This window comes from Coprothermobacter sp., assembly GCA_013824685.1.
Lineage (GTDB): Bacteria > Caldisericota > Caldisericia > Cryosericales > Cryosericaceae > Cryosericum.
In genome coordinates, this window is the sequence record PNOG01000026.1 from 1 (window position 1) to 25,213 (window position 25,213).

Sequence of the window (25,213 nt, forward strand, 5' to 3'; positions counted from 1 at the left end):
GAATGTACGTGAACCATCAGGTCGTCAACGCACCAGAGATGTATCCGTAGCTACTGCGCTCTTCCAGGCAAGGTGCCTGTCCCCTGTTACAAAGTCCGTCATTCCCGCGCAGGCGGGAATCCAGTCCTGCCCCCGTTGCCACGTGTTACAACAACTACGGCTGTCCCCTGTTACACTAGGCAAGGTGCCTGTCCCCTGTTACAAAGTCCGTCATTCCCGCGCAGGCGGGAATCCAGTCCTGCCCCCGTTGCCACGTGTTACAACAACTACGGCTGTCCCCTGTTACAAGACTCGGAGGGCCTTCACCAGGCTTGACAGAAGTCTCCGCGCCGTGTAGAATAATTATGTACGTGATTGTGCGGGAGTAGCTCAGGGGTAGAGCATCGGCTTCCCAAGCCGAGTGTCGCGGGTTCAAATCCCGTCTTCCGCTCCAGAGGCGGCATAGCCAAGTGGTAAGGCAAGGGTCTGCAAAACCCTCATACCCCGGTCCGAATCCGGGTGCTGCCTCCATTTTTATATCCAGGCATCCCTGCCGGGATGGCGGAACTGGCAGACGCACGGGACTTAAAATCCCGCGGTGGCAACACCGTGTGGGTTCAATTCCCACTCCCGGCACCACTGTTGTTTCTATGGTGACGTCATGCCTCAGTATCCGACCCCAAGTTGTCAAGACTACGTGTGTGACGGTAGACTCTCCATGTGATCTCAGCCTTGCCCATACGCGAGAGTGGGACAGAGATCTCGGGGTTGGTGTCGGCAACCTGCGACCCTGATCCAAGCTGGATTCCCATCTTGCCGGCCGCAAGGTAGGTCTTCTCATACAGCACGGCATCGATACCATTCTTCTTGCGTGTCGTGCCAAGAACAAAGACACGGCATTGCCGGAATGTCCGGTGTTTGACGCGATGCCTGAGCAACCTGAAGATCCCCAGATCACGCCGTATGTCCGAGAGCCCGTAGATGTGGCCGCTGGGGGCGTATCCTGCGTGAAGCCGATCATACTCCTCGACGACCTCGTTGAGGTCGGGCAGAGTGACCGCCATCCCGATGACAGGATGATTCGGCTTCGTGACATCTTCGACTACGAAGACCAGGTCTTCGATGGCAATCATCCTCAATCCGCTCGCGAGATAGTCGAACTCCTCTTCCGAAAACCGTTCAAACTGTGGATGGACGCTGGTGTTCCACGCGATGTTGTAGATGGTCTTGATTCGGGCGATCTCGTTTTTCCAGTCGCTGATCTTGACGGATCTGACAGCAACGCCCTGACACGCGAGTCGTTGTTCGAGGTCCTGCCCGCGCCTTCGCATGTTCTCGAGACGCTCCATGTACGGAGAAGCACTCTCGCACGTCATGCGAAAGGCATACCAGTCGTTTTCCTTGACTCCCCACTGCTCCAGAAAGCGCGTGTAGTACGGGGGTTGATAGGCCTCCATGACCATGGGGTGCTTGTCGAACCCGTCGACAAGAAGGCCGTCCTCGCCGTTGGCGTTGAAGCGTGCCGGGCCGATGATCTTCACCGCGCCGCCCTGCTGGAGATCTTCCGTGGCAGCGCCCAGCAATGCAGACGCAACCTCGTCGTCGTCGAACGACTCAAACAGACCGATCCATCCGACCTCGCCGTGAACCGCAGACTCATGGTAAGAACGGTCGATGAATCCAGCGATGCGTCCGACCGGCTTTCCGTCCCTGTGGGCAACGTAGTACTGCAGGAAGGAACAATGATGAAAGAAGGGGTTCGCGCCGGGGAACTTCTTCTTCCACCAGTTGTGGTCCGGGTTCAGGTCGTTCATCTCCACAGCCAGGATGGGCATGACCTTGTGAGACTCGGCAGTATTGTAGAAGGGTATACTCCAGGTGACGTTGACGAATTCCTTGAGCTTGTTGACTGGCAGGGCAAAGGATCCGTCCACGGAGACCGGCCGGGAGATGAGTCGCTCGATTGTCACTGTCGTTTCCATGGTTCCTCCGGACTGCTGATGGTGATAGATTCGTTGGTGCTCCTGCAATTTCGCTGCTATAATACATTTGAGCCACGTTCCGTACCGCACATCATGATACGTGAAACGGGCAACCTGTAAACTGATAGGATGTCCCCGACAATATGCCGCTGATACTGGAAAACCTCGAAAAGATGTACGGCGATCGCCTCCTGTTCCGGTCTCAGCATTGTACCATTGGTGCCGGCGACAAGGTCGGTATCATCGGCCCCAACGGAAGCGGCAAGACGACGCTCCTCCGCATCCTGGCCGGGGCTGATGACGAGTATGCCGGATCGGTCCAGATCACCGGTGGGGACAGCCTCTGCTTCATCGATGCTGTTCCCGTGGACCCCGAGCGTACTGCCCGCCAGATTGTCGCTGAGCCGTTCGAGCACCTCCGTGTCCAGGATGCACGCATCCGTGAACTGGAACGCCTTCTTTCCACAACTCTTGAGACGGATGCCTATCTCGTCGAGCTCGCGCGGCAAACCGAGCGGTTCGAGGCACAGGGCGGCTACGACTACATCGTCAGCATGAACAAGGCGCTCTCCAGCCTCGGGTTCGCCTCAGAGGACCTTGAGCGCTTTGCGGGGACGATGAGTGCCGGAGAAACCTCACGGCTGCGTCTGTCGCGGCTGGTCAGTGACACCAGGAACATCTGGCTGCTGGATGAGCCTACCAACTACCTGGACATTCCCGGCGTGCAGTGGCTCGAGCGCCAGCTCAAGGGACTTCAGGCCACCGTCCTGGTGGCATCGCACGACGCCTGGTTTCTGGACCAGGTCTGCAACAAGCTGCTTGTCATCGAAAACGGGAATCTGCGCCTCTTCAGCGGGGGGTACACCGACTACGTCCGCGTCAGGGACGCCGAAGCAGCCGACCGCGCCCAGCATGATGCTGAACTCAAGCGGGAGATCGAGCGTATGCGGCAGTACGTCGAGAAGTACAGGTATGGGACACGAGCAAGCCAAGCTGCCTCACGCGAGAAAGCCATGGAACGACTCAAGGCGAAGGTTCAGACTGAACCCGCCTCCACACGCAAACGTGTCCACGTGCGGCTCCGCAACACGGGAGAGAGTGGAGAGATCGCTCTGCGCCTCGAGCACGTCAGCAAGTCGTACGGCGACCATGCGATTCTCAGCAGGGCAAACGTCACGATCCTCTCTCGCCAGCACGTGGCCATCCTTGGCCGCAATGGGGCCGGGAAGTCGACACTGCTGAGCATAGCGATGGGACAGATCGTTCCGGAGGGCGGCGACATCTACTGGGGACCGAGCGTGCGGTACTCCTTCTTTCCTCAGAACTACACGCTCTTCGAGAGAGAGTCTGCCATGGAGTGGATCATGGCCCGCCGCCCGCAGATGATCATCTCGGAGGTCAAGGCCTTGCTGGGCAGTTTTGGCTTCTCCGCGGACCAGATGGACCAGCAGACCGGGGCGATGAGCAGTGGAGAAAAGCAGCGTCTTCTGCTGGCCCTGCTCTCCACTGAAACGGCCAACATGATCATCCTTGATGAGCCGACGAACTTCCTGGACATCCAGACACGAGAGTCTCTCGCTTCGACGCTCCGAGCGTTCGAGGGGACGGTCCTGTTCGTATCGCACGACCGGACATTCATTGACGCTGTCGCCGACCGTGTCGTCCTTATCGAGCGCAGCCACGTGTCGGTGCTGGAGGGAAACTACTCGACAAACCGGCAGGAGCTCTTCAACGATCGTGCCGGCCGCACCCTGCCGTCTGGTCACGCGAACGTCCAGGACAATACGAGGTCCACGCGGACGTCACATAACAGGCTCGTGGCCCTCCAGGCTCACGTACGGCTTCTCGAGCGCCAAATTGGCGAGATCGAACAGGAACAGGCCGATCTCACCCGGAGACTGCAGGAAGAAGGGCCTGCCATGCAGGGAAGCGATATCGCTTCGCTGTCGGTGCACATCCACGAGCTGCAGGTACGACGGGACGAGCTGTTCGAGGAGCTGGCAATGGCGGAAGAACGGTTCTTACAGGCCTCGGCGCCGTGATTCGATTTCCTGGAGCAGCTCCTCGCGGGACGTGAATCCCCACCGCTCCAGCAGTTCCTCCGAGAGGTCGTACACGAGAACCTTCTTCAGATAGTCCCGTTTCGTCGTCAGGAGCTTGCGTTCGAGGAGCGACACCAGAGCCTTGTCGCTCGTGACTCCACGAAGCTGGAGAATCTCCTTGCGTGTCAGCGCCCCCTTAGTAATGATGAGGGCGAGAACCTCCATGGCCTGTCTGGAGAGGCCGACCTTGGGTCTGGGCTGAGGTGGCTCTGGCGTGAGCTTGTCCGGAACCGAGAAGCAGTACTTCTGGCCGTCCTGGACGAGACGGACGCCTCGATTCGCATAGTCGGCCTGGAGACTCTCCAGAAGACGCCGGGTCGCCTGGCAGCTCTGTCCCGCCCGGCGCGCCAGATAGCGAACGCCCACAGGCCCCTCGGCCGCAAACAGGATGGCCTCGACTCGCTGCTTCGCGGCCTGAAGCTCCAGCCCCGTAATGAATTCCTGACTCTCTCTGCGTTCAGTCATCTGGTTTCCCCACGTATGCGACGGCAATACCCTCGAACCGGCTCTGCTGAGCGATGTGGAGGACCCCCATCTTGGTCAGGATGAGAATCGCCAGAAAGCTCAATACCACACGCTCCCTCGAGTCGGATGAGTCGAAGATGTCCTCGAACAGCATCGTTCCCCTTTCCAGCAGCAGCGCCCGAAGCTCCCGCATGACCTGCTGGAGGCTCAGATAGACCGGTCGCTGGTCCTCGCTCCCCACCGGCTTGCGCGCCGCGACGCGTTCAACAATGCGCGCAAGTGCCTCGAGCAGAGCGTCCGACACCTCGTCTCCCGTCTGCTCCTCCGCTGGAGGCAGCGTCGTCCGGACATTCGGCCTCTTGTATGGGGCTCTGCCGGCGTTTACTTCCTGCAGGACCTCGATGATGGGCCTGGCGTACAACCCCGCCTCATCCAGCGCTCTGATGCCTTCCAGCAAAGACTTCTCCTGCGCGGCCGCGTGCCCGAAGAGGACGAACTCACTTTTCAACTTGAGAAGATCGGCCAGCATGTAGACGAGCTCGGCATGCTCCTCGACCCCGGCGTCGCGCCGAATGGTCATGCTGCAGTAGTCCACCAGGCGCTCCACGACGATGTCGGCGACATCGGCCCGCCCCGCCCGCCCCAGGAGTCTCAGGTTGTTCACAGAATCTGTCAGGCCCGCCACGTTCAGATCCCTATGACCTCCCTGACCATGCGGACGGTCTCGGCCGCGACCACGGAGGCCTTCCCCCGGCCTTCTGCCAGAATGCGGTCGACCGAATGCGGATCGGCGGCAAAGGCGGCACGGCGCTCCTGGAACCCGACCAGCCGCTCCGAGACCATCGCAGCGACGGAGCGCTTGTGGGCGACACAGCCAAGACAGCCCTGTTCACACTGAGTCTTGGCTTCTGGCGCGGTGTCCGGCTGAAACAGCTTGTGATACTGGTAGATGACACACCCGGCTTCCGGGTGGCCGGGGTCGTCCCTGCGCACCTTCAACGGGTCCGTGTATGCCGTCATCATACGCTTGCCCGTCACTTCCGGCGGGTCGGACACCACGATGTCATTGCCCAGAGACTTGCTCATCTTCCGCCCGTCGAGGCCCGGCAGCATCTGAAACTCGTTCAGGATGGGCTGAGGCTCTGGAAAAAGGTCGGTCTGATACGTGTGGTTGAAGGTGCGCACCAGTTCGCGCGTGAATTCAAGGTGTGGGACCTGGTCCTTGCCGACGGGCACTGCTTCCGCACGGTACGCCATGATGTCGGCGGCCATCAGGACCGGATAGCTCAGCAGGCCAAGGTTCACGTTGTCCTTGAGGTCCATGTCCCGGATCATTTCCTTGACGGTCGGGTTTCGCTCGACCCACGAGACGGGGGTGATCATCGCAAGAAGCGTGAACAGATAGGCATGCTCCGGCACATCGGACTGGCAGAAGATGGCCGACCTCTGCGGGTCGAGTCCCGCTCCCAGCCAGTCGAGGACCATATCGCGCCGGTACTCACGGATCGAGCCACTCTCGTTCCACTTGGTGGTCAACGCGTGCATGTCCGCCACCATGAAGTAGCAGTCGTACTCGTCCTGCAGCTTCACGTAGTTCGCCAGCACCCCCATGTAGTGACCCAGATGAAGCTTGCCGGTGGGACGCATGCCACTCAGGATTCGCTTTTTCATAGGCACCTCACAGCCTCAGGAGAGTATACAGAATGAAGCCAAGCACCTTGGACATCACACTTCCGATGATGTTGAACCAGAGCAGGGCAAGCAGGATGATCGTCCCGTACAGGTCGACCGCGCGGTCGTACAGAAACCGCTCCGGTCTCTTGAAGAAGAGTGCAAAAAAGGCCTTGGAGCCATCGAGCGGGGGAATGGGAAGGAGGTTGAACACGCCAAGGCCTACCGAAAACCCGACGAGGCTCCGCAGGACCGTACCCACATAGCTGAACTGCGTGACTATTGCCGGCGAACTCTTCACGAGCAGCAGGACCAGGTACGCGACGATCGCCGTGGCGAAGTTGGAGGCCGGTCCAGCCAGAGAGACCAGGACAGTATCGCGGCGAGGGTGTTTGAATGCCGCGAAATCGATCATCACGGGGCGTGCCCACCCGACACCGAACAGCAGGAGAGCGATGGTCCCAAGCGGGTCCAGGTGACGCAGAGGGTTCAGGCTGAGGCGTCCTGTCTCGACGGGGGTCGTGTCGCCAAGTTTCCACGCCGTCCACGCATGGGAATACTCATGGATCGTAATAACGATGAGGATGACTGGCACGTAGACGATCCAGTTCTGAATGTTGCTGCGGATGTAGCTCAAGAGTCCCTGCATATGTTCTGTCCTTTCTCGACGATATGCCGGTTCTGCCGGCTGGTTTCATGGAGTCATAGTAGCCGGGTTTCCTCCTTACGCAATCGCTTGGCAACCAGCGATTCTTCATTGCGGATGCCCACTTTCCTGCTACAATCAACGCATGATCAAGATGCGCGTTCGATACAGCAAGGAAGAAGAAGCCTGCCTGCTTTCACACCATGAGGTACAGGCGGCCCTGGTGCGGTGGCTGCGGCGCAGCAACCTGCCTCTGATCTACAGCGAAGGGTTCAATCAGCGCGTCCGCATCGAAACCGGCATTCCCACGGGCGTCGGCATGGTCAGCCTTCAGGAGTATGTCGACGTGTTCCTCGACGCCTGGTCGCCCGTCGCCGACCGTGCGAATGCACTGGAGCGCACGGCGCCTCCCGGCCTCAGGTTCCTGGCTGCGGTCGACATCCCCCTCACTGCCCCGTCTCTCATGGGACAGCCGATGATCCTCCGCTATGAATACACGTGGGCACACCGGGCGGAGATCGATGCCGAGCAGATGAAGGCCCGCATGACTTCGTTCCTCGCCCTGCCAACGTTGATGGTTGTGCGCGAGAACGGCAAGTCCCGTGCGCCGAAAGACATTCGCACGTACGTCCTCACCGCACAGATTGCGACGCGGACCCCCTTGCGCGCCAACGTGGGTGTCTTCTTCAACCAGTCGGGGACAATCCGCATGGACGAGGTCGTCAAGTACATCTTCGGCCTCGATGCGAAGATCGCGCCCATGCCGGTGATCACGCGCCAGAGCGTCCTGCTCAATATGAGCGGCGTTTTCGTCGACCCCATGGACGCCGCGGCACAGACCGTCCCCCCTCATCGACCGAAGACCAGTCACCACGGCTGAGATCCAACAACAACAAAAGCTCCCCGGTCACCCGGGGAGCTTTCCGTTTCTCACATGTACAGTGCGTACTAATCGCCGTAGTCGTCTTCCTCACGTCCAGAGCGCTTCCGCTCCTTGAAATCAAGGAGTCTCTTGCGAATGCGCAGGGACTTGGGCGTGACCTCCAGCAACTCGTCCTCGTTGATGTAGTCGAGAAACTGGTCGAGAGCGAACTGGATCGGCGGGTCGATCTTCGTGGAGATCTCTGACGTGGAGGACCGCATGTTGCTGAGGTGCTTCTCCTTCGTCGGATTCACCTTCAGATCGTGATCGCGCATGGTCTCGCCGACGATCTGACCGGCATATACCTTTTCCGCAGGCGCAACAAACAGCTTGCCACGGTCCTGGATACGTGCGATAGAGTAGGCTGACACGGCCCCGGTATGGTCTGAAACCAGGACGCCGTTCCTGCGGCCGCCGATCTTGCCTGCCCACTCCAGGTATCCCAGGTACGTATGGGTCATGACGCCGTTGCCCTTGGTCGAACTCAGGAACTCGGACCGGAAGCCAAACAGGCCACGAAGAGGAATCGTGTAGCTGAGACGGACGTAGGCACCCTTGAGGTCGAGCATCTTCTCCATGGTCCCGCGCCGTTCACCCAGCATGTTGATGACCGTCCCCTGGTACTCCTTGGGAACGTCGAGCACGAGGGTTTCATACGGCTCGAGGACCTTGCCGCCCTTCTTCTCGGTGATGACCTGCGGCATCGAGACCTGAAACTCATAGCCTTCGCGGCGCATCTGTTCGATGAGGATCGCCAGCTGGAGTTCGCCTCGTCCCGCAACGGTGAACCGGTCGGGAAGGTTGCCCCAGTCGACGGCGATGGAGACATTGGTGCGCAGCTCTTTCTCGATACGCTCGCGCAGCTTGTTGGAGGTCACGAACTTGCCCTCCGTACCTCCAAATGGACTGTCGTTGACCATGAACATCATCGAGACCGTCGGCGGCTCGATCCTAAGAATGTTCAGCTTGATGGGACGTTCCGGGTCGGTGACCGAGTCTCCGATCGTGACCGTGGATATGCCGGCGAACGCGAAGATCTCGCCAGCCTGCACACTGGGAACTTCCTTGCGTTCCAACCCCTCGAAGATGAAAAGCTTGAGGATCTGGCCCGCATATTCGGTGTCACCCTCGGAGTACACCTTGACCTTGTCTCCGGTCTTCAGCTGTCCTCCGAACATGCGGCCGATGCCGATGCGCCCAATATAGTCGTCATGAGCAATATTGGTGACCAGGACCGACAGAGGACTCGCGGGGTCATACTCCGGGGCTGGGGTCTTCTTGAGCATCAGCTGGAACAGCGGCGTGAGGTCCTGGGGCGGGTCGTTGAGGTCCATGGTTGCTTTGCCGTCACGGCCCGAAGCATAGACAACCGGGAAATCCAGCTGCTCTTCGCTTGCGTCGAGTTCGACGAACAGGTCGAAGGTCTCATTGATGACTTCCTGGATACGGGCATCCTGCCGGTCGATCTTGTTGATGACCACAATCGGTCTGAGATTGAGCTCGAGAGCCTTCTTGAGCACGAATCGCGTCTGCGGCATTGGCCCCTCGGAGGCGTCGACCAGCAGAAGAACGCCGTCCACCATTCTGAGGACGCGTTCCACTTCGCCGCCAAAGTCGGAGTGGCCGGGTGTGTCGACGATGTTGATCTTGACACCCTTCCACACCAGCGACATGTTCTTGGAGATAATGGTGATGCCGCGTTCCCGCTCGAGGTCCCCTGTGTCGAGGATACACTCGCCCATCTGGTCGATATTGCGAAACAGTTTGCACTGCCGCATCATGGCGTCGACCAGCGTCGTCTTTCCGTGGTCGACGTGTGCAATGATACCTATGTTGCGGAGATCGTTTCTGTGCACTCAAGTACTCCCTTCAAACAAGCATAGTTGGAGACCGAAAGTGGCCTCAAACTATTATTATACCCTTGTTTTCAGGCGTTCAATGCACCGAGTGCGATGGAGTAGAACTTGGAATCTTCAGAATCTCCCCTGCTGGTCAGGATGCACGGTGCCGTAGTCCCGGTCACCATCGCTGCCGTCTCGGCTTTTGCAAACCAGACAATCGCCTTGTAAAGAACATTTCCACTGTCGATACCGGGTACGATGAGGATATCAGCATCACCGCGGACCCGTCCCTTGAAACCCTTGATGTCGCTGACTTCAGGGAACAGCGCAAGGTCTACCGAAATAGGCCCCTCGGCCAGGACGTTGCCAAATTGCCTGCGCACGGCCATGCCTGTCAGAATCGCTGCTTCCTGGCTGCTCGGAAACTTCAGGACGCTCTCGCTGGCCGACAGGAAGGCGATCCTGGGCACTTCGACGCGCAGGCTGTTCGCAACACGGATGGCGTAGTTTGTGATGGTGACCTTCTGCTGGAGTGTCGGCAGCGGTATCACAGCCGCATCCGACAAGATGAGCAGCCGGGGGTAGCCGGGGATTTCAAATACCGCAACATGCGACAGGAGGCCGCCCTCGGGCAGCAGCCCTGTCTCCTTGTCCAGAATCCCCCGCATGTAGTTGTCCGTGTGAGCCAGGCCCTTCATCAGCATATGCGCGCTGCCCTCACGGACCAGTTTCACGGACGCGTTGACCGACGGCATCTCACCCTCGACGTCCATGATCTCAAAGAGCTTCGCGTCGACGCCGCACTCGCCCGCAATCTCTCTGATCTTCCGCTGCCCGCCAACGACTACGGCGTCGACGATGCCTTCCCTGACGGCACGTTCCACGGCCTGCAGCGTATGAGCGTCTTCGCCATAGGCAACGGCCATCCGCTTGCGCGGCAGGCCTTTCACGGCTGCTGGAATGTCCGACAGGTGCGTCATGGACCCCATCTCAAACCTCCCCATAATATGCTACGATGCCCAATGCCACGGACATCAGCTTGGTTTGTCCATCGTCGGCACGCGACGGCACCAGGACGGGCTTGCGCGCGCCAATGGTCACATGTGCCGAGGTGAATCCAGCGAAGTAGGTCATGGACTTCCCCAGGAGGTTTCCTGCCTCAATATCCGGGACGATGAGAATATCGGCCACGCCGGCGACCTCACCGGTGATACCCTTGATGCTGGCGGCCCGCGGTGAAATGGCGTTGTCCAGTGCCAGCGGCCCGTCGACGACACAACCCTTGATCTGTCCGCGTTCGTACATCCGCGCAATGATGGCAGCGTCCTCTGTGCACGGCATCTTCTCCGTAACGGTCTCCACGGCCGCCAGAACCGCCACCTTCGGGTTCTCATAGCCGAGGCGGTGATACACACCGACGGTATTCTTGATGCTCTCCACCTTCTCATCCAGCGTCGGGGCAACGAGGATGCCCCCGTCCACGACCGCCAGCAATGAGTGGCGCATGCGCGTGTCCTCATAAATGGTGCACTCAGACATCACCTTGCTCGCACGGATACCCGTGTCCTTGTCCAGCACGGCATGAAGCAGCTGCGCTGTCTGCACCCCGCCCTTGAGAAGGACATCCACCTGGTCATCGTGCGCCAGCTGCACGGCAATCCTGCACGCCTGCACCGCGTCGCCCGCCGGCACGACTTCATAGTCGCCGGCGGACACCCCGGCTTGCTCCAGCAGCGCCGCTATGCGGTCGGGCGGACCTACAAGAACCGGCGCTGCTATGCCGGCCTGCTGCGCCAGAATGGCAGCGTGCAGTGATACTTCTTCAGGAAACACGACTGCCAGCTTCCTGCGGCCGCGCTTCTTCGCCACTTCAAGCAGCTCAGCGAACGTCCTGATCTCCATGGGTCCTCCTCCCTATTCGTATGTCTGTTCCGTCTCGATACCTTGTCTAAGGCGCAGATAGGCGTCGTTGAGAGCCTCCAGCTCGTTCTCACCCGGCACGAGTTCGACCGGAGCGATGAAGCCGACCCTCTCGCTCACCCATCTCACGATGGCATCGTTGTGCGCCAGCCCGCCGGTAAGCACGATGACGTCGACGTCGCCCTCCAGCACGGTGGCCATGGCACCGATCTCCTTGGCGATCTGATAGGCCATGCCTTCAAGGACGAGCGCTGCCTCGGCGTCTCCCGCGTCGATGCGGCGCTGAGCTTCCCGTGCGTCGTTCGTACCGAGGTACGACACGAGCCCGCCCGTGCGCGTCAACCGCTTGATGACCTCAGCCTCGGTCGCCCCTTCCTCGAAGCACAGGCGCACCAGCGAGTACGCGGGGATCAGTCCGGCGCGTTCGGGGGAATACGGGCCCTGCTCGTTGGCGTTGTTGACGTCCACGATGCGTCCGTGACGAAGTGGTGCAACGGAGATGCCTCCGCCGAGGTGTGCCACGATCATGTTCATCTCGTTCAATGTCTTTCCATGAGCCCTCGCGACGTTGTAGGCAACCTTACGGATGTTGAGCGCATGGCCCAGGGACCGCCGCGGAAGTTCCTTGAGACCGGAGATGCGAGCGACGTCCTCGAACTCGTCGACTGACACGGGGTCAGCGATGTAACAGGGGATATCGGTACCTTCCACCAGATGATGAGCGATCAACGCTCCCAGATTGGACGCGTGCTGTGCAATGCGGGCTTCGAAGCAGTCGCGCAGCATACGGGCATTGACAGCATAGATGCCCGCGGATACGGGATGCAGGACACCGCCACGTGCCATGACGGCTTCAAGTCGTTCTGCCAGTACACCGTGACGCGCCAGAAAATTCGCCACAGTCTGTACGCGCATCTCCAGCTGGTCCGAAATCCGGGCAAAGGGCGCCAGTTCCGTGGCTGAATGGTCAAGCGATTCCTGGGCGACGAGCTCGGATCCCTCGTACAGGGCGACTTTTGTCGACGTAGAACCAGGATTGATCACAAGAATCATATGAGACACCTCCCGGATGGATGACTAGGGGAACAGAAACTCGCGGGCGTTGGCCAGAGCCACTTCGGACACCTGGTCGCCCGACACCATCCGCGCCAGCTCACGGACACGCTCCTCGCCCGTAACGCGGCGCACTGCCACCGTGGTGGCATCCTCGCTCTGCTCCTTGGAGATGACGAGGTGCGTTCCAGCCTTGGCCGCGATGGTGGGCAAATGGGTGATGACGATGACCTGGCGATGCATCCCAAGGCTGCTGAGCTTCCCGGCAACTGCAAGCCCAGTCTCGCCACCGATGCCGGCATCCACCTCGTCGAACACCATGGTAGGAATCTGGTCCGTCTCGGCGAACACCGTCTTGAGCGCGAGCATGACGCGCGAAAGCTCTCCGCCGGATGCGATCTCCCTGAGGGGACGCAGTCCCTCCCCCGGGTTGGGAGCAATGAGGAACTCCACCACGTCCAGACCTGTCTCAGACGCCTTGAACCGCTCATCCCCGACAGCGATGCCCTGCTCGTCGACGCTCTGCTCGATGGAACAGACGAACCGGGCATTGGACATGGCCAGCTCGCCCAGCTGTTCTTCGACCTTGCGTGCGAGGACCGGCCCCCCCTGCTTGCGTTTCGCCGTCAGTGACGCTCCGATGGTCGACAGTTCGATCTCCAGCTGCGTGATGTGGCCACGCAGGCCGGCCTCGTCGCCCGCCCGCCCGTGACGTTCATGCAGCTTGCGGTCGATCTCCATCTGAAACGTGAGCAGACCGTCGAGGTCCTTGTGATACTTCTCCTCGAGTCTGGCGATAGCGTCCAGCCGCTCCGTCACCTGCGCCAGTCGCGCATCATCCAGTTCAAGCCTGCTGAGATAGTCGTCCAGAGCAGACCCGGCTTCCTTGAGACTCGCCTGCGCCCCGTCCAGCAGGGATGCCATATCATTCAGCCGTGGGTCGATCGAGCAAAGGGCATCGATGGTATGGTGCAGTCTGCCGACCTGCCGCACGATCCCTTCGGTATCCCGGGATTCGTCTCCGACAAGAGCGCCCGACGCCTGGCCCAATTGCTCCTGCAACTCACGGACGTTCTCCAGCAGCCGCTGTTCTGCGATAAGCAAGCTGTCCTCCCCGGCCTTCAGCTGCGCACGCTCAAGCTCTTCCGACGCGAACTCCAGATAGGTGGTCTCACTGTCCCATTCTGCCCGGCGTGTTTCCATCAGCTCCAGTTCACGGCGCGCGGCACGCAACTCGACGAGTCTCGTACCGAAGAGCTCCCGCGCAGACTCGGTATCACGCCCCAGAAAGGAGTCCAGAAGCTGGATGTGATTCTCTCGTACCAGCAGCGACTGTGGCTCGTGCTGTCCATGGACGTCCACCAGATGCTCGCCGAGCAGTCGAAGTGTACTGATGGGCACAATGCGGCCGTTGATGCGATACTTGTGCCTGCCGGTCCGGTCCACTTCGCGGGTTGCCACGACGGTCGTATCGTCGTCTGTCACGAGGTCACCGAGCATGTCCCGCAGGGAACAGGCGCGCGGAAGCGCGAACTCCGCATCCAGTCGCAGGCTGTCCGCCCCTGCGCTGATGAAGTCGCTGGTCAGCTTGCCCCCCAGCACGGCGCTGATCGCCCGCACGAGAACAGACTTGCCCGCGCCCGTCTCGCCGGTGATGACATTCAACCCGTCGTCGAAGGACACGTGAACGTCGTGCGCGATGGCCAGATTGTGGATGTCCAGTTCCAGCAGCATCGTCAGCAGCCCCAGTGGAACTTGGCGCCGAGGACCTTGTAGAAGTTCTTCTCGCGCAGCCGGATGATCGCCACATCCTGGGGGCATCTCTTCACATATACCGTGTCAAAGCTGTGGATGTCGCCAACACGCTCTCCGTCACGCATGAAGGCCGCCTTGTCTCGCGACGGCTTCACTTTGATCGTGATCTCACTGCCAGCCGATACAACCAGAGGCCTCGAGGTGAAGTCGTGCGGCGAAAGGGCCGTGAGCACAAGTGCCTCCACAGTGGGGTCCACGATAGGGCCTCCGGCGGACAGGGAGTACCCTGTCGAACCGGTGGGTGTGCACGCCATGATACCGTCTGCCGTGATCTGCCCTGCGCGCACGCCACCGATGAAGACCTCGAACGAGAGGATCTTGCCCGTAAGCTCCCGTACCACCAGAACGTCGTTGATGGCCGTCGTCGTGAGGATTTCCTGACCCTCGCGCACGACGCGGGCCTCGAGGACGAGACGGTGCTCCACCGTGTAGGTGTGCGCAAGGACAGCATCAAGCGAGGCATAGACCTCGTTCTCCTCGACATCCGTGAGGAAGCCGAGAGAGCCCAGGTTGATACCGAGGATGGGCAACCCCAGCTGTGTGCTGAGCCGCGCGGCGCGCAGGAAGGTCCCGTCGCCACCCAGGCTCAGAATGAAGGAACCGTCCGCCTCTCCCGGCGGGATGGTGGACAAGTCATCCTTCGAGGTCACGCTGGCGACCTCGACCCCCTTGCCAGTCAGATATGGCCGAATCTCGCGCTCAAGTTCACGCGCATCCTTCGAGTCCCCGCGGCAATAGACGATGCTCTTCATCACGCTGTACAGTGTACGACGGATGCGCGAGGCTTCAAGCCGCTACCGTCCGTCTGCCCCGGCCAGCAGGGCATGAGCCGCACGCGCCAGCCCCTCGGCGTCGAGCTGATAGCTGCTCAACAGGTGTGCCCGCTTGTCCTGGGCGGGGAACGCGTCGGGAACACCACACCGCCCGATGTGCGCAATACTCATGCCGGAACGTGCGAGCGCTTCGACGACTGCGCCGTAGACGCCCGTGGAACGCGTCGTCTCCTCAGCGAGCAACACTGCCCGGCAGGTGCCGGCGAGTCGTGTGAGGAGACCGGTGTCCAGCGGCTGGGCAAAACGGAGGTCCGCAACACACGCCTGGACGCCATCGCCTGCAAGGATCTTCCGGGCTTCCAGCGCCGACCGGAGCACTGGCCCCAGCGAAACAATGGCAACATCGCTCCCGTCTGCGACGATGACACCCGTCCCGGGAGTCATGGGGGAGCGCTCACCAAGCTGTTCACTGAGGTCGTAGGCGACGTCCTTGGGATACCGGATGGCGAACGGCCCTGTGGCCGCTGTTGAGAGTTCCAGCATGCGCACCAGGTCAGCCCGGTCGCATGGGGAACACACGGTCATGCCGGGAACGCTCTTCAGAAAGCCGACGTCGAAGACGCCCTGATGGGTCGGCCCGTCGTCGCTGACCAGTCCAGCCCGGTCGATCGCGAACCGCACGGGCAGACCGCCGATACCGACATCGTGGACGATCTGGTCGTACGCCCGCTGAAGGAATGTCGAGTAGATGGCGACGTACGGCTTGTACCCTCGGCTGGCCAGCGACGCCGCCATGCCGACAGCATGCTGCTCGGCGATGCCCACATCATAGCAGCGGTCGGGAAAGCGCCTGGCAAACTCGGCAAGACCGGTGCCGTCCATCATCGCAGCCGTGATGGCGACGATGCGGGGGTCTGTCTCCGCAAGCCGTATCAGCGTCTCGCCAAATACTTCGGAGTAGGTCGACATCGGCTTCTCCTGCTTGCTCAGCCCATTGTCGATGAGGAACGGTACGACGCCATGGAATTGAGACGGCTGCCGTTCAGCCAGCTCGTATCCCTTGCCCTTGACGGTCACGACCTGCAGGACGACAGGCTGCTGGATATCCTTGACCATGTCGATCGCTTCCATGAGTTTGCGGATGTCATGGCCATCCACGACCCCGAAATACCGGAAACCCAGCTCCTCGAAGAAGATCGTGGGCAGGTACAGCCGCTTGAGCAGGGTCCTCAGCCAGCGGAGCCCTCGTCCTACCAGAGGAGACTCGCGAGCACGCAGATACCATGTACGCGTCCGCAAACGGTTCAGTGCCTGCGCCATGCCTCCTACGGAACGGGAGATGGACATGTCGTTGTGGTTGAGGATCACGAGACATTGGCCGTGCGCCCGTCCGAGGTTGTTGAGCGCTTCCAGGGCCATCCCGCCGGACAAGGCTCCGTCACCGATGACGGCAACCACGCGCTGGTTTCCGCCGTCCAGGCGCCGCGCCGCAACGAGGCCTGCCGCTATGGAAAGCGACGTCGAGGCGTGTCCGGCCAGGAACGTGTCGTACGGGGATTCATCGGGACTCACGAACCCGCTGATCCCCCCACATTGACGGAGCGTGCTGAACGACGCGTAGCGGCCGGTGAGAAGCTTATGCGTGTAGCACTGGTGTCCCACGTCCCAGACCAGCTGGTCGGTCGGCGTATCCAGTGTCATGTGGAGCGCAATCGTCAGCTCGACGGCTCCCAAATTCGACGCAAGGTGCCCACCGTTGGTCGAACACGTGTCCAGAATGACCTGCCTGCATTCGGCCGCCAGCGTCCGGAGCTCCGCGACGTCAAGCCCACGGATGTCAGCCGGCGAGGCGACGTGCTCGAGGATCAATGCCGGGCCTTTTCCGCAAGAAGGTCGACCAGCCCCGTCAGGAAGTCTCCCCCGCTGTCCAGCGCCACTGCGGACTCACGAGCGCTCGCAAGGTACTGCAATGCCCTTTCCCTTGCCTCAGCGAGCCCCAGCACGGTTACGTAGGTCGCCTTGCGGTTCTTGACGTCCTGGCCCGCCGTCTTGCCGGTCTGCGCTTCGGTCGCACTGGCGTCTGCGATATCGTCCACGATCTGGTACGCCATGCCAAAGCTTTCGCCAAATGCGCGCAGTCTGCCCATGTCAGCCTCGCTGGCACAGCCGAAGATGCCCCCAAGCAGGACTGAAGCCTGGATAAGTGCGGCAGTCTTGTTCTTGTGGATGTACTCGATCGTGCCCAGCTCGACATGTTCGTCACTGGAAGTGATGACGTCCATCGCCTGCCCGCCGACGAGGCCCTCTGCACCTGCCAGACCGGCCATCGTCCGTACCGCCTCGAGGCACCGTTCGGCGCCGAAGGCGCCCACCATCTGCGCGGACGAAAGCTCCTCGAACGCCAGGGTCAGCAGTGCGTCGGAAGCCAGAAGCGCCATGTCGTCGCCGTGGACCACGTGCGTCGTCGGCTTGCCGCGCCGCAGGTCGCTGTTGTCCATCGAGGGCAGGTCATCCTGAATGATGGAGTACGCGTGCACCATTTCGATGGCAGCGAGGACCGGCTTGATGCGCTCCCTGTCACGGGTACATGCTTCATAGACGGCAAGGCACAGAGCAGGCCGCACACGCTTGCCCGGCGAGAGCAGCGCATAGGACATCGCTGCATGCATGACAGACTCCTGCAGCGGAGCAAGGCACTCAGCCAGCACTCCGTCGATGTAGTGCGCTTCCTCGTTGAGACGGTCCCTGATGTCCATGTCAGCTCCCTTCTTTCTACCCGCAGCCATCCATGATCGTGTAGTCAACGTGGTCCACAGATGAGAAACGGCTCCCTTGCCTGAGCAATTCCACCAGGCGCAAGAGCCGCTGTTCGTCGCCCGATGCGACAACACGCACAGTACCGTCGTCCATGTTCTCGGCTCTGGCGTCGATCCCGAGCTGAACTCCCGTCTGCTCCACGAAGTATCGAAACCCGACTCCCTGCACTCTGCCGGACACGTCCGCCACCAGGTTCTTCATGAGCGCCCGCTCGGTCAGTCTCCCGCGCCTCCGACACCACGCAGGACGCCGTTCACAAAGCTCCCGGATTCGGCGCCGCCGAACTCTTTGGCCAGTTCAACAGCCTCGTTGGCTGCAATGGCGGTCTTGATCGGGGGCTTGCCATACTTCATCTCAAAAACGGCGATCGAAAGGATCACACGGTCGACGACAGCGACCCTGTCGATGCCCCAGTTCTGCGTGTGCGAGCCCACTTCGGCCAGAATGGCGTCCTGATGAGCCTGGACTCCCTGGATGAGCTTGAGTGCGTACGCCTGCACGAGCGGGGCCTCATGAGCATACATGTCGAACGTCTGGTCATATGAGGCGTTGCCCTGCGCCAGACTGTACAGGACCTGCAGCGCTATCTCGCGCGAGCGCCGCCGGTTCTGAACTCCCTGAGTCGTCGCCATGCGTCAGGCCCGCACGTCGGCGATATGGACGTTGACCTCCTGAATGTGGTACGGAGTGGAGGCTTCAACTTCCTTGGCGACAGCGCTCCGCACACTGCCGGCAAGCTTGCGAAGGTCCGTCCCGAATCGTCCGACAATGAACACGTCGAGCGTCAGCTCAAGGCCGCTTCGCGTGATGCTCACACCATGAGGCTCGCGACCCTCGCGGTCCCAGAATGGAAAGTGCTCCTTGAGACCCTTCCACATCGACTCCACGCCCTCGACAGACAGGCAGGCGTGGACGATGAGAGACTCCAGTGCAACGTCAGTGATGAGGACTTTGTCCATGTGCTTACTTGACCCTCTCGAGGTAGTCTCCGCTGCGGGTGTCGATGCGGACCTTGTCGCCTTCATTGACGAACAGCGGCACCAGGAGCGTGAACCCGGTCTCGATTTCGGCGGTCTTGTTGGCGCCCGTGGCGGTATCGCCCTTGATACCCGGCTCAGTGTGCGTGATGGTCGCCTCGATGAATGTGGGCAGCTCGACGCTGACCGGCTTCTCGAGGAAGTAGACGACATCGACCACGATGTTCTCGATCAGATAGTTGGCGCCATCGCCAAGGTCATTCCTGGTCAGGCCGATCTGCTCGTAGGTCGCGGAGTCCATAAAGGTGTAAATGCCGTCGACGTCATAGAGATACTGCATCTTCTTGTGCTCAAGATATGCGCTCTTGACCTTCTCGTCCGGACGGAAGGTCTGCTCGACGACGTTGCCGGTCATGAGGTTCTTCATTTTGAGGCGGACAAATGGGGAGCCCTTGCCGGGCTTGATGTGGGTGAACTGAATGACGGCAAACGCCTGACCGTCTATCTCAAACGTGACACCCGTGCGCAATTCATTGGCAGAAATCAACGTCTAACCTCCTGGTACTAGGCTGTCAATCGCGGCTATTGTACACGCCAACCAGCGTTGCGTCAAGCGTTCACGCCCTCTGCACCGCCACACTCTGGGGCACTCAGGGGAGAACCAGCTCCTTCGGCAGCTCGGTCAATGACTCGAACCCAGTCGCTGTCACGATGACCGAATCCTCGATGCGCATGCCGTAGCGTCCAGGAAGGTAAACACCCGGTTCACAGGTGACGACCTGCCCGGGTTCGAGCACCGTGTCGGTCCCCTGGGAAAGGCGAGGCGCTTCATGAATCTCGAGCCCCACCCCATGCCCCAGGCCATGGGTGAAGTACTGCGCCAGTCCGCTCTCGTCGAGCTTGCCTCTCACGGCGGTGTCGACGGAACGGGAGCTCACGCCCGCCTTGATGCAGTCGAGACCCAGCTGCTGTGCTCCACGCAGGTTTCCATAGACATCCAGGACGTCGGCAGGCTGTTCACCGAGCGCCACGGTCCTGGTGCAATCGCTCATGTACCCCTCGTAGTTGACACCGAAGTCGATGACGATGACATCGCCGTTCTGGATGGCCTTGCCGGAAGCGACCCCGTGCGGGAGTGCCCCTCGAGCGCCCGATCCTACGATCGTCGGGAAACTGGCGCCCTGGGCGCCCGCCTTCCGCATTTCGTATTCCAGCAGCGCGGCCGTTTCGTTCTCGGTCATGCCGGCCTTCAACTGGCCGATCATCGCGTTGAACGCCTTGTCCGCGACACGCCCCGCAGCGCGCATCATGTCCAGCTCGCGACTGTCCTTGACGATGCGCATGCCTTCGACCACGCCCTCGGTCGGGACCATGGTCACCGACGGAAACGCCGAACGCATCTGTTCCGCCTGAACGAAGGAAACGCGTTCCTTCTCGAACCCGAGCCAATGGGCATGGCCCGCGACGAGCAGGTTCGCAATCGACCTGCTGAAGTGCCCAGTGTATTCGATGATGTCCACCCAGGGGCACTCTTCACGCGCCTGTGTGGTGAACCGGCCGTCGACGACAAGGTGCATGGCGCCCTGGAGCGCGAGGAGGTACCCCTCTTCGCCCGTGAAACCGGTCAGATACCGCATGCTGGGAGCTGCAAGCGTGAAGAAGGCGTCCACGTTCGCGCCGGACATGCGCTCTTGCAGCAGTTCAATCCTGTGTTCGTAGTACGAGTTTTCCATCCTGCGTCTCCTTGAAGCCTGTGTCTATTCGAATGGATTGGTCTTGCCTGTCTCTCCGGGGATCGGCTGCGTGGCCACGGTCAGGAACGTCTGTCTCGTCTTGAGCTGGGTGTTGACGAGGTCAAGATTCTTGTGCTGAGCCACCTGGAACACTTGAGGCGTGGTAGGCGTGGTAGGCGTCAGCCCCATGCGAGGCAGAAAGTAGAAATTCCAGACGGAGAAGCTGGCCAGCAGGATCACGATGAAGATCCAGGTTCCCGCCGAAATCTTGACTCTGGGCTGCTTCCGCGGACGCGGCGCAACCTTCTTGCCTGCCGGAACCGTCTGAACCTTGGTCTTTGCTACTGCTTTCTGTGCCATCACAGCCTCCTATTGCAGCGTGTCCGGCTGAGGAGCAGCCGGCGTTGCAGGAGCCGGCGCACCAACAATCGTCGCGTCAGGACTCAGAACCATCCACGCCGTCATGGAGCAGGTATACGGGTTGCCCTGACCGGGCAGTCCGAGGGTGCCGTGCGAGACGGTCAGATTCGAGGAAACCATGACATACTTGAACTTCGTGCGGAACGTCTCTTCGAACCGTCGCATGGTCGCGTAATCCTTGGCGGTGAAGTTCATCGTGACGCCGACGGTCTTGGCAAGCTTCACCTCCGCCGGCTGAGCGGCAGCGCGACCCTGACCCATGGAGGCATCCGAAATCTGAATGCTGGTGTACGTGATGCCGCCGGCCTTGCCGACCGCCTGAAGGTCGAGTAGAAAGCGTGTATGCTCGTGCTGGTCGAACAGTACGGGCGTAACCTGTGCAAGCTGGTCGATCCAGACCGAATAGGACTCGTTTTGCCTCACGAAGGCGTCGTGCAGCCGCTGGACCTCCTTGAGTGTGGACAGCTTCGCGTCGGCCTGTGTGACCTGATCGCGCAGGTCCCGGAGCTGGACCAGCTGAGGGCTGAGCCCGTAGCGGTAGTAGAAGAAGCAGATGATGCCGAGCAGAAGGATCACGACGACAAGTTTGATCGGAATGTTCCTACCCATTCTTGCCTCCTCCCACCCATGTCAACGTCAAGTTCATGGTCGCCTTGGCCTGCGGCCCCTGAACCACCGTGCCAGTGGCATACGGAATCTGATAGCCGCTGATGTGCACGTCCTTGAACTTCGGGTCGGCGCTGAGCGCATTGAAGAAGCGCACCAGGTCGACGAACTGACTGCTGTTGACAGAAAGTTCGACGGTCCCGGGAATGGTCGTGATGTCCGTCTGGGTCACGATGCAGGCTTTGGGAAGGTCCTTCGCAAGATCATCCAGGAGCTGGTTCGTATTGACCTGCAGCTGCACGGCCGTCCCAAGGTTGGCCTCCATTGCCAGCGAGCGCTGGGCGAGCGCCCTGTTGAGGTCAAGCAGTTTCTGCTCGCCGCCCAAAGCGGCAATCTGCGCGTTGAGATCAGCCAGATGGTTTGTCGTCTGCTGGACGGTCCACCTTGCATAGCCATATGATGCGGCGAGCACCACGAGGACGGCAACCACGACGAAGATGAGCGTCTTGTCCTCGCGGGTGAGGCGTGTCTGTCTCCGCCTCCGTGCGTGTGGAACAAGGTTGATGGTTATCATTAGAGTCCCTCCGAACCAGGGCGATACGTCAGAAGGCTTTCGCCGACTGAAACAGGCTTGGCCTGGTGCCGGCCAGAGTGCTTTCTGGCAGCCGCCGCCTCAAACTCACGAAGCGAAAGGCCGGTAGCCACACTGAACATGGGAGCCATCTCATTGAGATAGGATTCGGCAAACATGCTTGGGTCGTACTTGGCAACGTCGAGCAGCAGACGGTTCAACTCGACCGTGAAACCGGTCGACAATTCGACATAATCGGCGATACCCTTGAGATTGGCCGTACCGCCCGACAGGATCAGGTGCAGGGGGCGGTCGCTCTCGAACCGTGTCGTATAGTAGTTGAGGGACCGACGGATCTCGAGGACCAGCTCGTCGATGATGGGCAGAGCTGCCGACGTGGCGCGTTCTGCCTCGGAGTTGGCTTCGAGATTGGCATCCGGGTTCACGTTGACGGACTCCTGCTTCAGCTCTTCCGCACGCTCCGTATTGATGCCCAGAGCTGACGCGATCGCCTGCGAAATCCGCGCCCCTCCGAACGGGATCATGCGCGTGAGCCGGATCATGGACTGGTCCGCAACATTGATGGACGTAATGGTCGACCCGATGTTGACCATGACAATCGTCTTTGCGTCCAGATCGGGCCGCTTGTAGGAGACATAGTCCACCAGGCGCAACTCTGCAAAGGGTTCCACCTCGATGAACACCGGCTCCAGCTGTGTCTTGCGGATGACTCCCATGAGGCCATTGACGATGTCCAGGGGAGCGGCGGCGACCAGGCAGTTTGCCTTGACGCCACCATCGTCCGTCTGAGATCGGGACAGCACCTGGTAGTCGAACACCGCCTCCTCGATGGGATAGGAGATGTGCTTCTCCATCTCCCACTTGACGATGTCCCCAAGGGGCTGGCGGGGGATCTCATCCACAGTGACCTGCTTGACCGTCACCAGCTGGCCCGAGACCGAAGCCGACACGCGCTTGCCCACAAAGGAGTGCAGTGAGAGCAGAGACCCGAGCGCTTCGCTGATGATATCGCCCTTGGCGATCTTTCCCTCTTCAATGGATCCCTCGGGTGTTGGAACAACGCCGAAGTTGACCAGACTCAGTCCATTCTTGTCTCGCTTGAACTGAGCCACCTTGATCGTGCTCGACCCAATATCTACTCCAATGATCGGTGTTGCCTTGTTTGCTAGCCCAAACACAGGGTGCCTCCTTATGCGCTCGACCGTCAGACGTCTACCTGTGGAACAGGGTTGCCAGATACCAGGTGATCAGGTCGTTTCCCGCAACAGCCGCGACATATGCCCCCACGGCCATAGCGGGACCGAAGGGCATCGAATCCTTTCCTTTCTTCTTGAAGAACACCATCAGAACAACGCCAGCAGTCGCCCCAATGATAAAGGCCAGCAGCAAAAAAACAACAGCCAGGCGCCAGCCCAGGAACGCACCGAGCATGAGTCCCAGAGTCGCGTCACCCCATCCCATGCCGCCTCTCGAGAACAGGATGATCAGCGCGAACAACGCCGCACCGATTGCCGCTCCACCTGCGGCTCCCAGCAGACCATGCCATCCAGCAAGCGCGCCGAAGACCAGACCGATGGCGGTCCCTGGCAAGACGACCGCGTCAGGCACGAGGCCTGTTTCGAAGTCGATGATCCCGACCGCCAGCGCAAGGACCGTCATGATGGCAAACTTCAGGGCATCGACACTCCACCCCAGACCCCAGCCCAGACCGACAAACAACAGGCCGGTACACACCTCGGTCCAGAGATACCGGGCTCCGATCGCCGCATGACAGTATCGGCAACGGCCGCGCAGAAACACATAACTCCACACCGGGACTAGGTCGAGGACGCCCAGCTGGTGACCACAGGCCGGGCAGACGGAATGCCCTTTGACCCATTGTTCATCGCGTGGTATGCGATAGGTGAGGACGCCGACAAAACTCCCCATGAAGGTGCCGGCAATGAAGCAGACGGCAAGAAACACCACCTCGGGAACTGCGCCCAGCAAGCCTGTCACAAGCAATCCATCCTCTCTGCACTCCTTTGTACGCTCAGAACAGCACCATACGACCTCTGAACGCTGCATGCGACTTCCAGTCGTGGGCTAGTATAGCACACACCGCCGCTCGTTGTACATAGTCTGGACAACGACGTGCAAAATGCAAGACCTGCGCCTCCTAGACATAGAAAAACCCCCTGACGAGGGGGTGTAACAGGGGACAGACGTAGTTGTTGTGTAACAGGGGACAGACGTAGTTGTTGTAACATGCCTGTAGCAGGAGCAGGACTGGATTCCCGCCTGCGCGGGAATGACGGAGGTGATGCCTGTGTAACAGGGGACAGACGTAGTTGTTGTAACATGCCTGTAGCAGGAGCAGGACTGGATTCCCGCCTTCGCGGGAATGACAGATGACCGACTGGACTCCCGCATGCGCGGGAATGACGGAGGCGATGCCTGTGTAACAGGGGACAGACGTAGTTGTTGTAACATGCTCGTAGTGGGGGCAGGACTGGATTCCCGCCTGCGCGGGAATGACGGGTGACCGACTGGATTCCCGCCTTCGCGGGAATGACGGAGGCGATGCCTGTGTAACAGGTGTAACAGGGGTCACACGTAGTTGTTGTAACATGCCTGTAGCAGGAGCAGGACTGGATTCCCGCCTGCGCGGGAATGACGGGTGACCGACTGGATTCCCGCCTTCGCGGGAATGACGGGTGACCGACTGGATTCCCGCCTTCGCGGGAATGACGGGTGACCGACTGGATTCCCGCATGCGCAGATGACTGCAACTATCTCGGGACCGTTCCGTTTCTGTAGGTGCTGTCCATCGTCTCCCTTCCACGTTGCACACGGCTGCGATCACTAGTACGCGAGCAGCCGCATATCATTTCTCCATGGTACTGTTGTTGCCGCGCTT

25 protein-coding genes and 3 tRNA genes are annotated in these 25,213 nt (G+C 60.4%); 5 read left to right on the forward strand and 23 right to left on the reverse strand.

What is annotated here, in order from left to right:
- Window positions 1-358 precede the first annotated feature (358 nt).
- From C0398_08300 to C0398_08310, 3 genes are all read left to right on the forward strand, one after another.
- A tRNA-Gly gene (locus tag C0398_08300) sits at window positions 359-433 on the forward strand.
- A gap of 2 nt (window positions 434-435) precedes the next feature.
- Window positions 436-510, forward strand: a tRNA-Cys gene (locus C0398_08305).
- Between the two features lie 21 nt (window positions 511-531).
- Window positions 532-618: transfer RNA gene (locus C0398_08310), tRNA-Leu, on the forward strand.
- A 20-nt stretch (window positions 619-638) separates the two neighbouring features.
- On the opposite strand, the gene C0398_08315 is transcribed toward C0398_08310, so the two are convergent.
- Window positions 639-1,961: a hypothetical protein gene (locus C0398_08315; protein MBA4365979.1), complete on the reverse strand. Its 1,323-nt coding sequence runs from the start codon at window positions 1,959-1,961 to the stop codon at window positions 639-641.
- A 143-nt stretch (window positions 1,962-2,104) separates the two neighbouring features.
- On the opposite strand from C0398_08315, the gene C0398_08320 reads away from it, so the two are divergent.
- Window positions 2,105-4,003 (forward strand): hypothetical protein, encoded by a 1,899-nt coding sequence (locus C0398_08320; protein ID MBA4365980.1) that lies wholly within the window; start codon window positions 2,105-2,107, stop codon window positions 4,001-4,003.
- Here C0398_08320 and C0398_08325 read toward each other — a convergent pair.
- Genes C0398_08325 through C0398_08340 form a run of 4 tightly spaced genes read right to left on the reverse strand, consistent with a single transcriptional unit; the run spans window position 3,983 to window position 6,848 of the window.
- A complete protein-coding gene (locus tag C0398_08325) occupies window positions 3,983-4,528 on the reverse strand; it encodes a hypothetical protein (GenBank protein ID MBA4365981.1) in 546 nt (181 codons plus the stop codon). The two genes, C0398_08320 and C0398_08325, sit on opposite strands and share 21 nt — an antisense overlap.
- A complete protein-coding gene (locus tag C0398_08330; protein ID MBA4365982.1) occupies window positions 4,521-5,213 on the reverse strand; it encodes a hypothetical protein in 693 nt (230 codons plus the stop codon). Before C0398_08330 ends, C0398_08325 begins: the two co-directional genes overlap by 8 nt.
- 2 nt (window positions 5,214-5,215) lie before the next feature.
- On the reverse strand, window positions 5,216-6,199 hold the full coding sequence (gene trpS, locus C0398_08335; GenBank protein ID MBA4365983.1) for a tryptophan--tRNA ligase: 984 nt from the start codon (window positions 6,197-6,199) through the stop codon (window positions 5,216-5,218).
- A 7-nt stretch (window positions 6,200-6,206) separates the two neighbouring features.
- Window positions 6,207-6,848, reverse strand: a complete 642-nt coding sequence (locus tag C0398_08340) for a site-2 protease family protein (protein ID MBA4365984.1) — start codon at window positions 6,846-6,848, stop codon at window positions 6,207-6,209.
- Window positions 6,849-6,990: 142 nt separating this feature from the next.
- Here C0398_08340 and C0398_08345 point away from each other — a divergent pair, with 142 nt between their 5' ends.
- A complete protein-coding gene (locus C0398_08345; GenBank protein ID MBA4365985.1) occupies window positions 6,991-7,725 on the forward strand; it encodes a hypothetical protein in 735 nt (244 codons plus the stop codon).
- A gap of 68 nt (window positions 7,726-7,793) precedes the next feature.
- On the opposite strand, the gene typA is transcribed toward C0398_08345, so the two are convergent.
- From typA to C0398_08435, 18 genes are all read right to left on the reverse strand, one after another.
- Window positions 7,794-9,623 (reverse strand): translational GTPase TypA, encoded by a 1,830-nt coding sequence (gene typA / locus C0398_08350; GenBank protein MBA4365986.1) that lies wholly within the window; start codon window positions 9,621-9,623, stop codon window positions 7,794-7,796.
- 71 nt (window positions 9,624-9,694) lie between these two features.
- Window positions 9,695-10,588 carry a phosphate butyryltransferase gene (locus C0398_08355; protein MBA4365987.1) on the reverse strand — a complete coding sequence of 298 codons (894 nt, stop codon included), beginning with the start codon at window positions 10,586-10,588 and terminating at the stop codon, window positions 9,695-9,697.
- Window positions 10,589-10,598: 10 nt separating this feature from the next.
- Window positions 10,599-11,510, reverse strand: a complete 912-nt coding sequence (locus tag C0398_08360; protein ID MBA4365988.1) for a phosphate acetyltransferase — start codon at window positions 11,508-11,510, stop codon at window positions 10,599-10,601.
- A gap of 12 nt (window positions 11,511-11,522) precedes the next feature.
- Window positions 11,523-12,581, reverse strand: coding sequence for a butyrate kinase (gene buk, locus C0398_08365; GenBank protein MBA4365989.1), 1,059 nt, complete (start codon window positions 12,579-12,581; stop codon window positions 11,523-11,525).
- 24 nt (window positions 12,582-12,605) lie between these two features.
- Window positions 12,606-14,402 (reverse strand): DNA repair protein RecN, encoded by a 1,797-nt coding sequence (gene recN / locus C0398_08370; protein MBA4365990.1) that lies wholly within the window; start codon window positions 14,400-14,402, stop codon window positions 12,606-12,608.
- A complete protein-coding gene (locus tag C0398_08375; protein MBA4365991.1) occupies window positions 14,318-15,148 on the reverse strand; it encodes a hypothetical protein in 831 nt (276 codons plus the stop codon). The genes recN and C0398_08375 overlap by 85 nt, the downstream gene beginning before the upstream one ends.
- A gap of 42 nt (window positions 15,149-15,190) precedes the next feature.
- Window positions 15,191-17,038: a 1-deoxy-D-xylulose-5-phosphate synthase gene (gene dxs / locus C0398_08380; GenBank protein MBA4365992.1), complete on the reverse strand. Its 1,848-nt coding sequence runs from the start codon at window positions 17,036-17,038 to the stop codon at window positions 15,191-15,193.
- Complete coding sequence (locus C0398_08385) at window positions 17,035-17,955, reverse strand: hypothetical protein (GenBank protein ID MBA4365993.1); 921 nt, start codon at window positions 17,953-17,955, stop codon at window positions 17,035-17,037. Before C0398_08385 ends, dxs begins: the two co-directional genes overlap by 4 nt.
- On the reverse strand, window positions 17,942-18,187 hold the full coding sequence (locus C0398_08390; protein MBA4365994.1) for an acylphosphatase: 246 nt from the start codon (window positions 18,185-18,187) through the stop codon (window positions 17,942-17,944). The genes C0398_08385 and C0398_08390 overlap by 14 nt, the downstream gene beginning before the upstream one ends.
- A 14-nt stretch (window positions 18,188-18,201) precedes the next feature.
- Window positions 18,202-18,618, reverse strand: coding sequence for a transcription antitermination factor NusB (gene nusB / locus C0398_08395; GenBank protein ID MBA4365995.1), 417 nt, complete (start codon window positions 18,616-18,618; stop codon window positions 18,202-18,204).
- 3 nt (window positions 18,619-18,621) lie between these two features.
- Window positions 18,622-19,011, reverse strand: coding sequence for a hypothetical protein (locus C0398_08400; GenBank protein ID MBA4365996.1), 390 nt, complete (start codon window positions 19,009-19,011; stop codon window positions 18,622-18,624).
- Window positions 18,950-19,510: an elongation factor P gene (gene efp, locus C0398_08405; GenBank protein MBA4365997.1), complete on the reverse strand. Its 561-nt coding sequence runs from the start codon at window positions 19,508-19,510 to the stop codon at window positions 18,950-18,952. The genes C0398_08400 and efp overlap by 62 nt, the downstream gene beginning before the upstream one ends.
- Window positions 19,511-19,613: 103 nt before the next feature.
- A complete protein-coding gene (locus C0398_08410; protein ID MBA4365998.1) occupies window positions 19,614-20,696 on the reverse strand; it encodes a Xaa-Pro dipeptidase in 1,083 nt (360 codons plus the stop codon).
- Between the two features lie 24 nt (window positions 20,697-20,720).
- Entirely contained in the window at window positions 20,721-21,056 is a 336-nt protein-coding gene (locus C0398_08415; protein ID MBA4365999.1) for a hypothetical protein, read from the reverse strand.
- Between the two features lie 9 nt (window positions 21,057-21,065).
- On the reverse strand, window positions 21,066-21,725 hold the full coding sequence (locus C0398_08420; protein MBA4366000.1) for a hypothetical protein: 660 nt from the start codon (window positions 21,723-21,725) through the stop codon (window positions 21,066-21,068).
- The gene (locus C0398_08425; protein MBA4366001.1) at window positions 21,718-22,296 is read right to left on the reverse strand and encodes a hypothetical protein; all 579 of its coding nucleotides are present in this window, start codon (window positions 22,294-22,296) and stop codon (window positions 21,718-21,720) included. Before C0398_08425 ends, C0398_08420 begins: the two co-directional genes overlap by 8 nt.
- Window positions 22,296-23,552 (reverse strand): hypothetical protein, encoded by a 1,257-nt coding sequence (locus C0398_08430; protein ID MBA4366002.1) that lies wholly within the window; start codon window positions 23,550-23,552, stop codon window positions 22,296-22,298. Before C0398_08430 ends, C0398_08425 begins: the two co-directional genes overlap by 1 nt.
- Window positions 23,527-24,381: a prepilin peptidase gene (locus C0398_08435; protein MBA4366003.1), complete on the reverse strand. Its 855-nt coding sequence runs from the start codon at window positions 24,379-24,381 to the stop codon at window positions 23,527-23,529. Before C0398_08435 ends, C0398_08430 begins: the two co-directional genes overlap by 26 nt.
- Window positions 24,382-25,213: the final 832 nt, after the last annotated feature.

Bases quoted from the DNA above. Each gene is read 5' to 3' on its own strand.
- C0398_08315 (MBA4365979.1), bottom strand. From the start codon at position 1,961: ATGGAAACGACAGTGACAATCGAGCGACTCATCTCCCGGCCGGTCTCC.
- C0398_08320 (MBA4365980.1), top strand. From the start codon at position 2,105: ATGCCGCTGATACTGGAAAACCTCGAAAAGATGTACGGCGATCGCCTC.
- C0398_08325 (MBA4365981.1), bottom strand. From the start codon at position 4,528: ATGACTGAACGCAGAGAGAGTCAGGAATTCATTACGGGGCTGGAGCTT.
- trpS (MBA4365983.1), bottom strand. From the start codon at position 6,199: ATGAAAAAGCGAATCCTGAGTGGCATGCGTCCCACCGGCAAGCTTCAT.
- C0398_08340 (MBA4365984.1), bottom strand. From the start codon at position 6,848: ATGCAGGGACTCTTGAGCTACATCCGCAGCAACATTCAGAACTGGATC.
- C0398_08345 (MBA4365985.1), top strand. From the start codon at position 6,991: ATGATCAAGATGCGCGTTCGATACAGCAAGGAAGAAGAAGCCTGCCTG.
- C0398_08355 (MBA4365987.1), bottom strand. From the start codon at position 10,588: ATGACGCACCTGTCGGACATTCCAGCAGCCGTGAAAGGCCTGCCGCGC.
- C0398_08360 (MBA4365988.1), bottom strand. From the start codon at position 11,510: ATGGAGATCAGGACGTTCGCTGAGCTGCTTGAAGTGGCGAAGAAGCGC.
- buk (MBA4365989.1), bottom strand. From the start codon at position 12,581: ATGATTCTTGTGATCAATCCTGGTTCTACGTCGACAAAAGTCGCCCTG.
- recN (MBA4365990.1), bottom strand. From the start codon at position 14,402: ATGCCCCCAGGATGTGGCGATCATCCGGCTGCGCGAGAAGAACTTCTA.
- C0398_08375 (MBA4365991.1), bottom strand. From the start codon at position 15,148: ATGAAGAGCATCGTCTATTGCCGCGGGGACTCGAAGGATGCGCGTGAA.
- C0398_08385 (MBA4365993.1), bottom strand. From the start codon at position 17,955: ATGGCTGCGGGTAGAAAGAAGGGAGCTGACATGGACATCAGGGACCGT.
- C0398_08390 (MBA4365994.1), bottom strand. From the start codon at position 18,187: ATGAAGAACCTGGTGGCGGACGTGTCCGGCAGAGTGCAGGGAGTCGGG.
- nusB (MBA4365995.1), bottom strand. From the start codon at position 18,618: ATGGCGACGACTCAGGGAGTTCAGAACCGGCGGCGCTCGCGCGAGATA.
- C0398_08400 (MBA4365996.1), bottom strand. From the start codon at position 19,011: ATGAAGGCGACAAGGTCCGCATCGACACCCGCAGCGGAGACTACCTCG.
- C0398_08410 (MBA4365998.1), bottom strand. From the start codon at position 20,696: ATGGAAAACTCGTACTACGAACACAGGATTGAACTGCTGCAAGAGCGC.
- C0398_08415 (MBA4365999.1), bottom strand. From the start codon at position 21,056: ATGGCACAGAAAGCAGTAGCAAAGACCAAGGTTCAGACGGTTCCGGCA.
- C0398_08420 (MBA4366000.1), bottom strand. From the start codon at position 21,725: ATGGGTAGGAACATTCCGATCAAACTTGTCGTCGTGATCCTTCTGCTC.
- C0398_08425 (MBA4366001.1), bottom strand. From the start codon at position 22,296: ATGATAACCATCAACCTTGTTCCACACGCACGGAGGCGGAGACAGACA.
- C0398_08435 (MBA4366003.1), bottom strand. From the start codon at position 24,381: ATGCAGCGTTCAGAGGTCGTATGGTGCTGTTCTGAGCGTACAAAGGAG.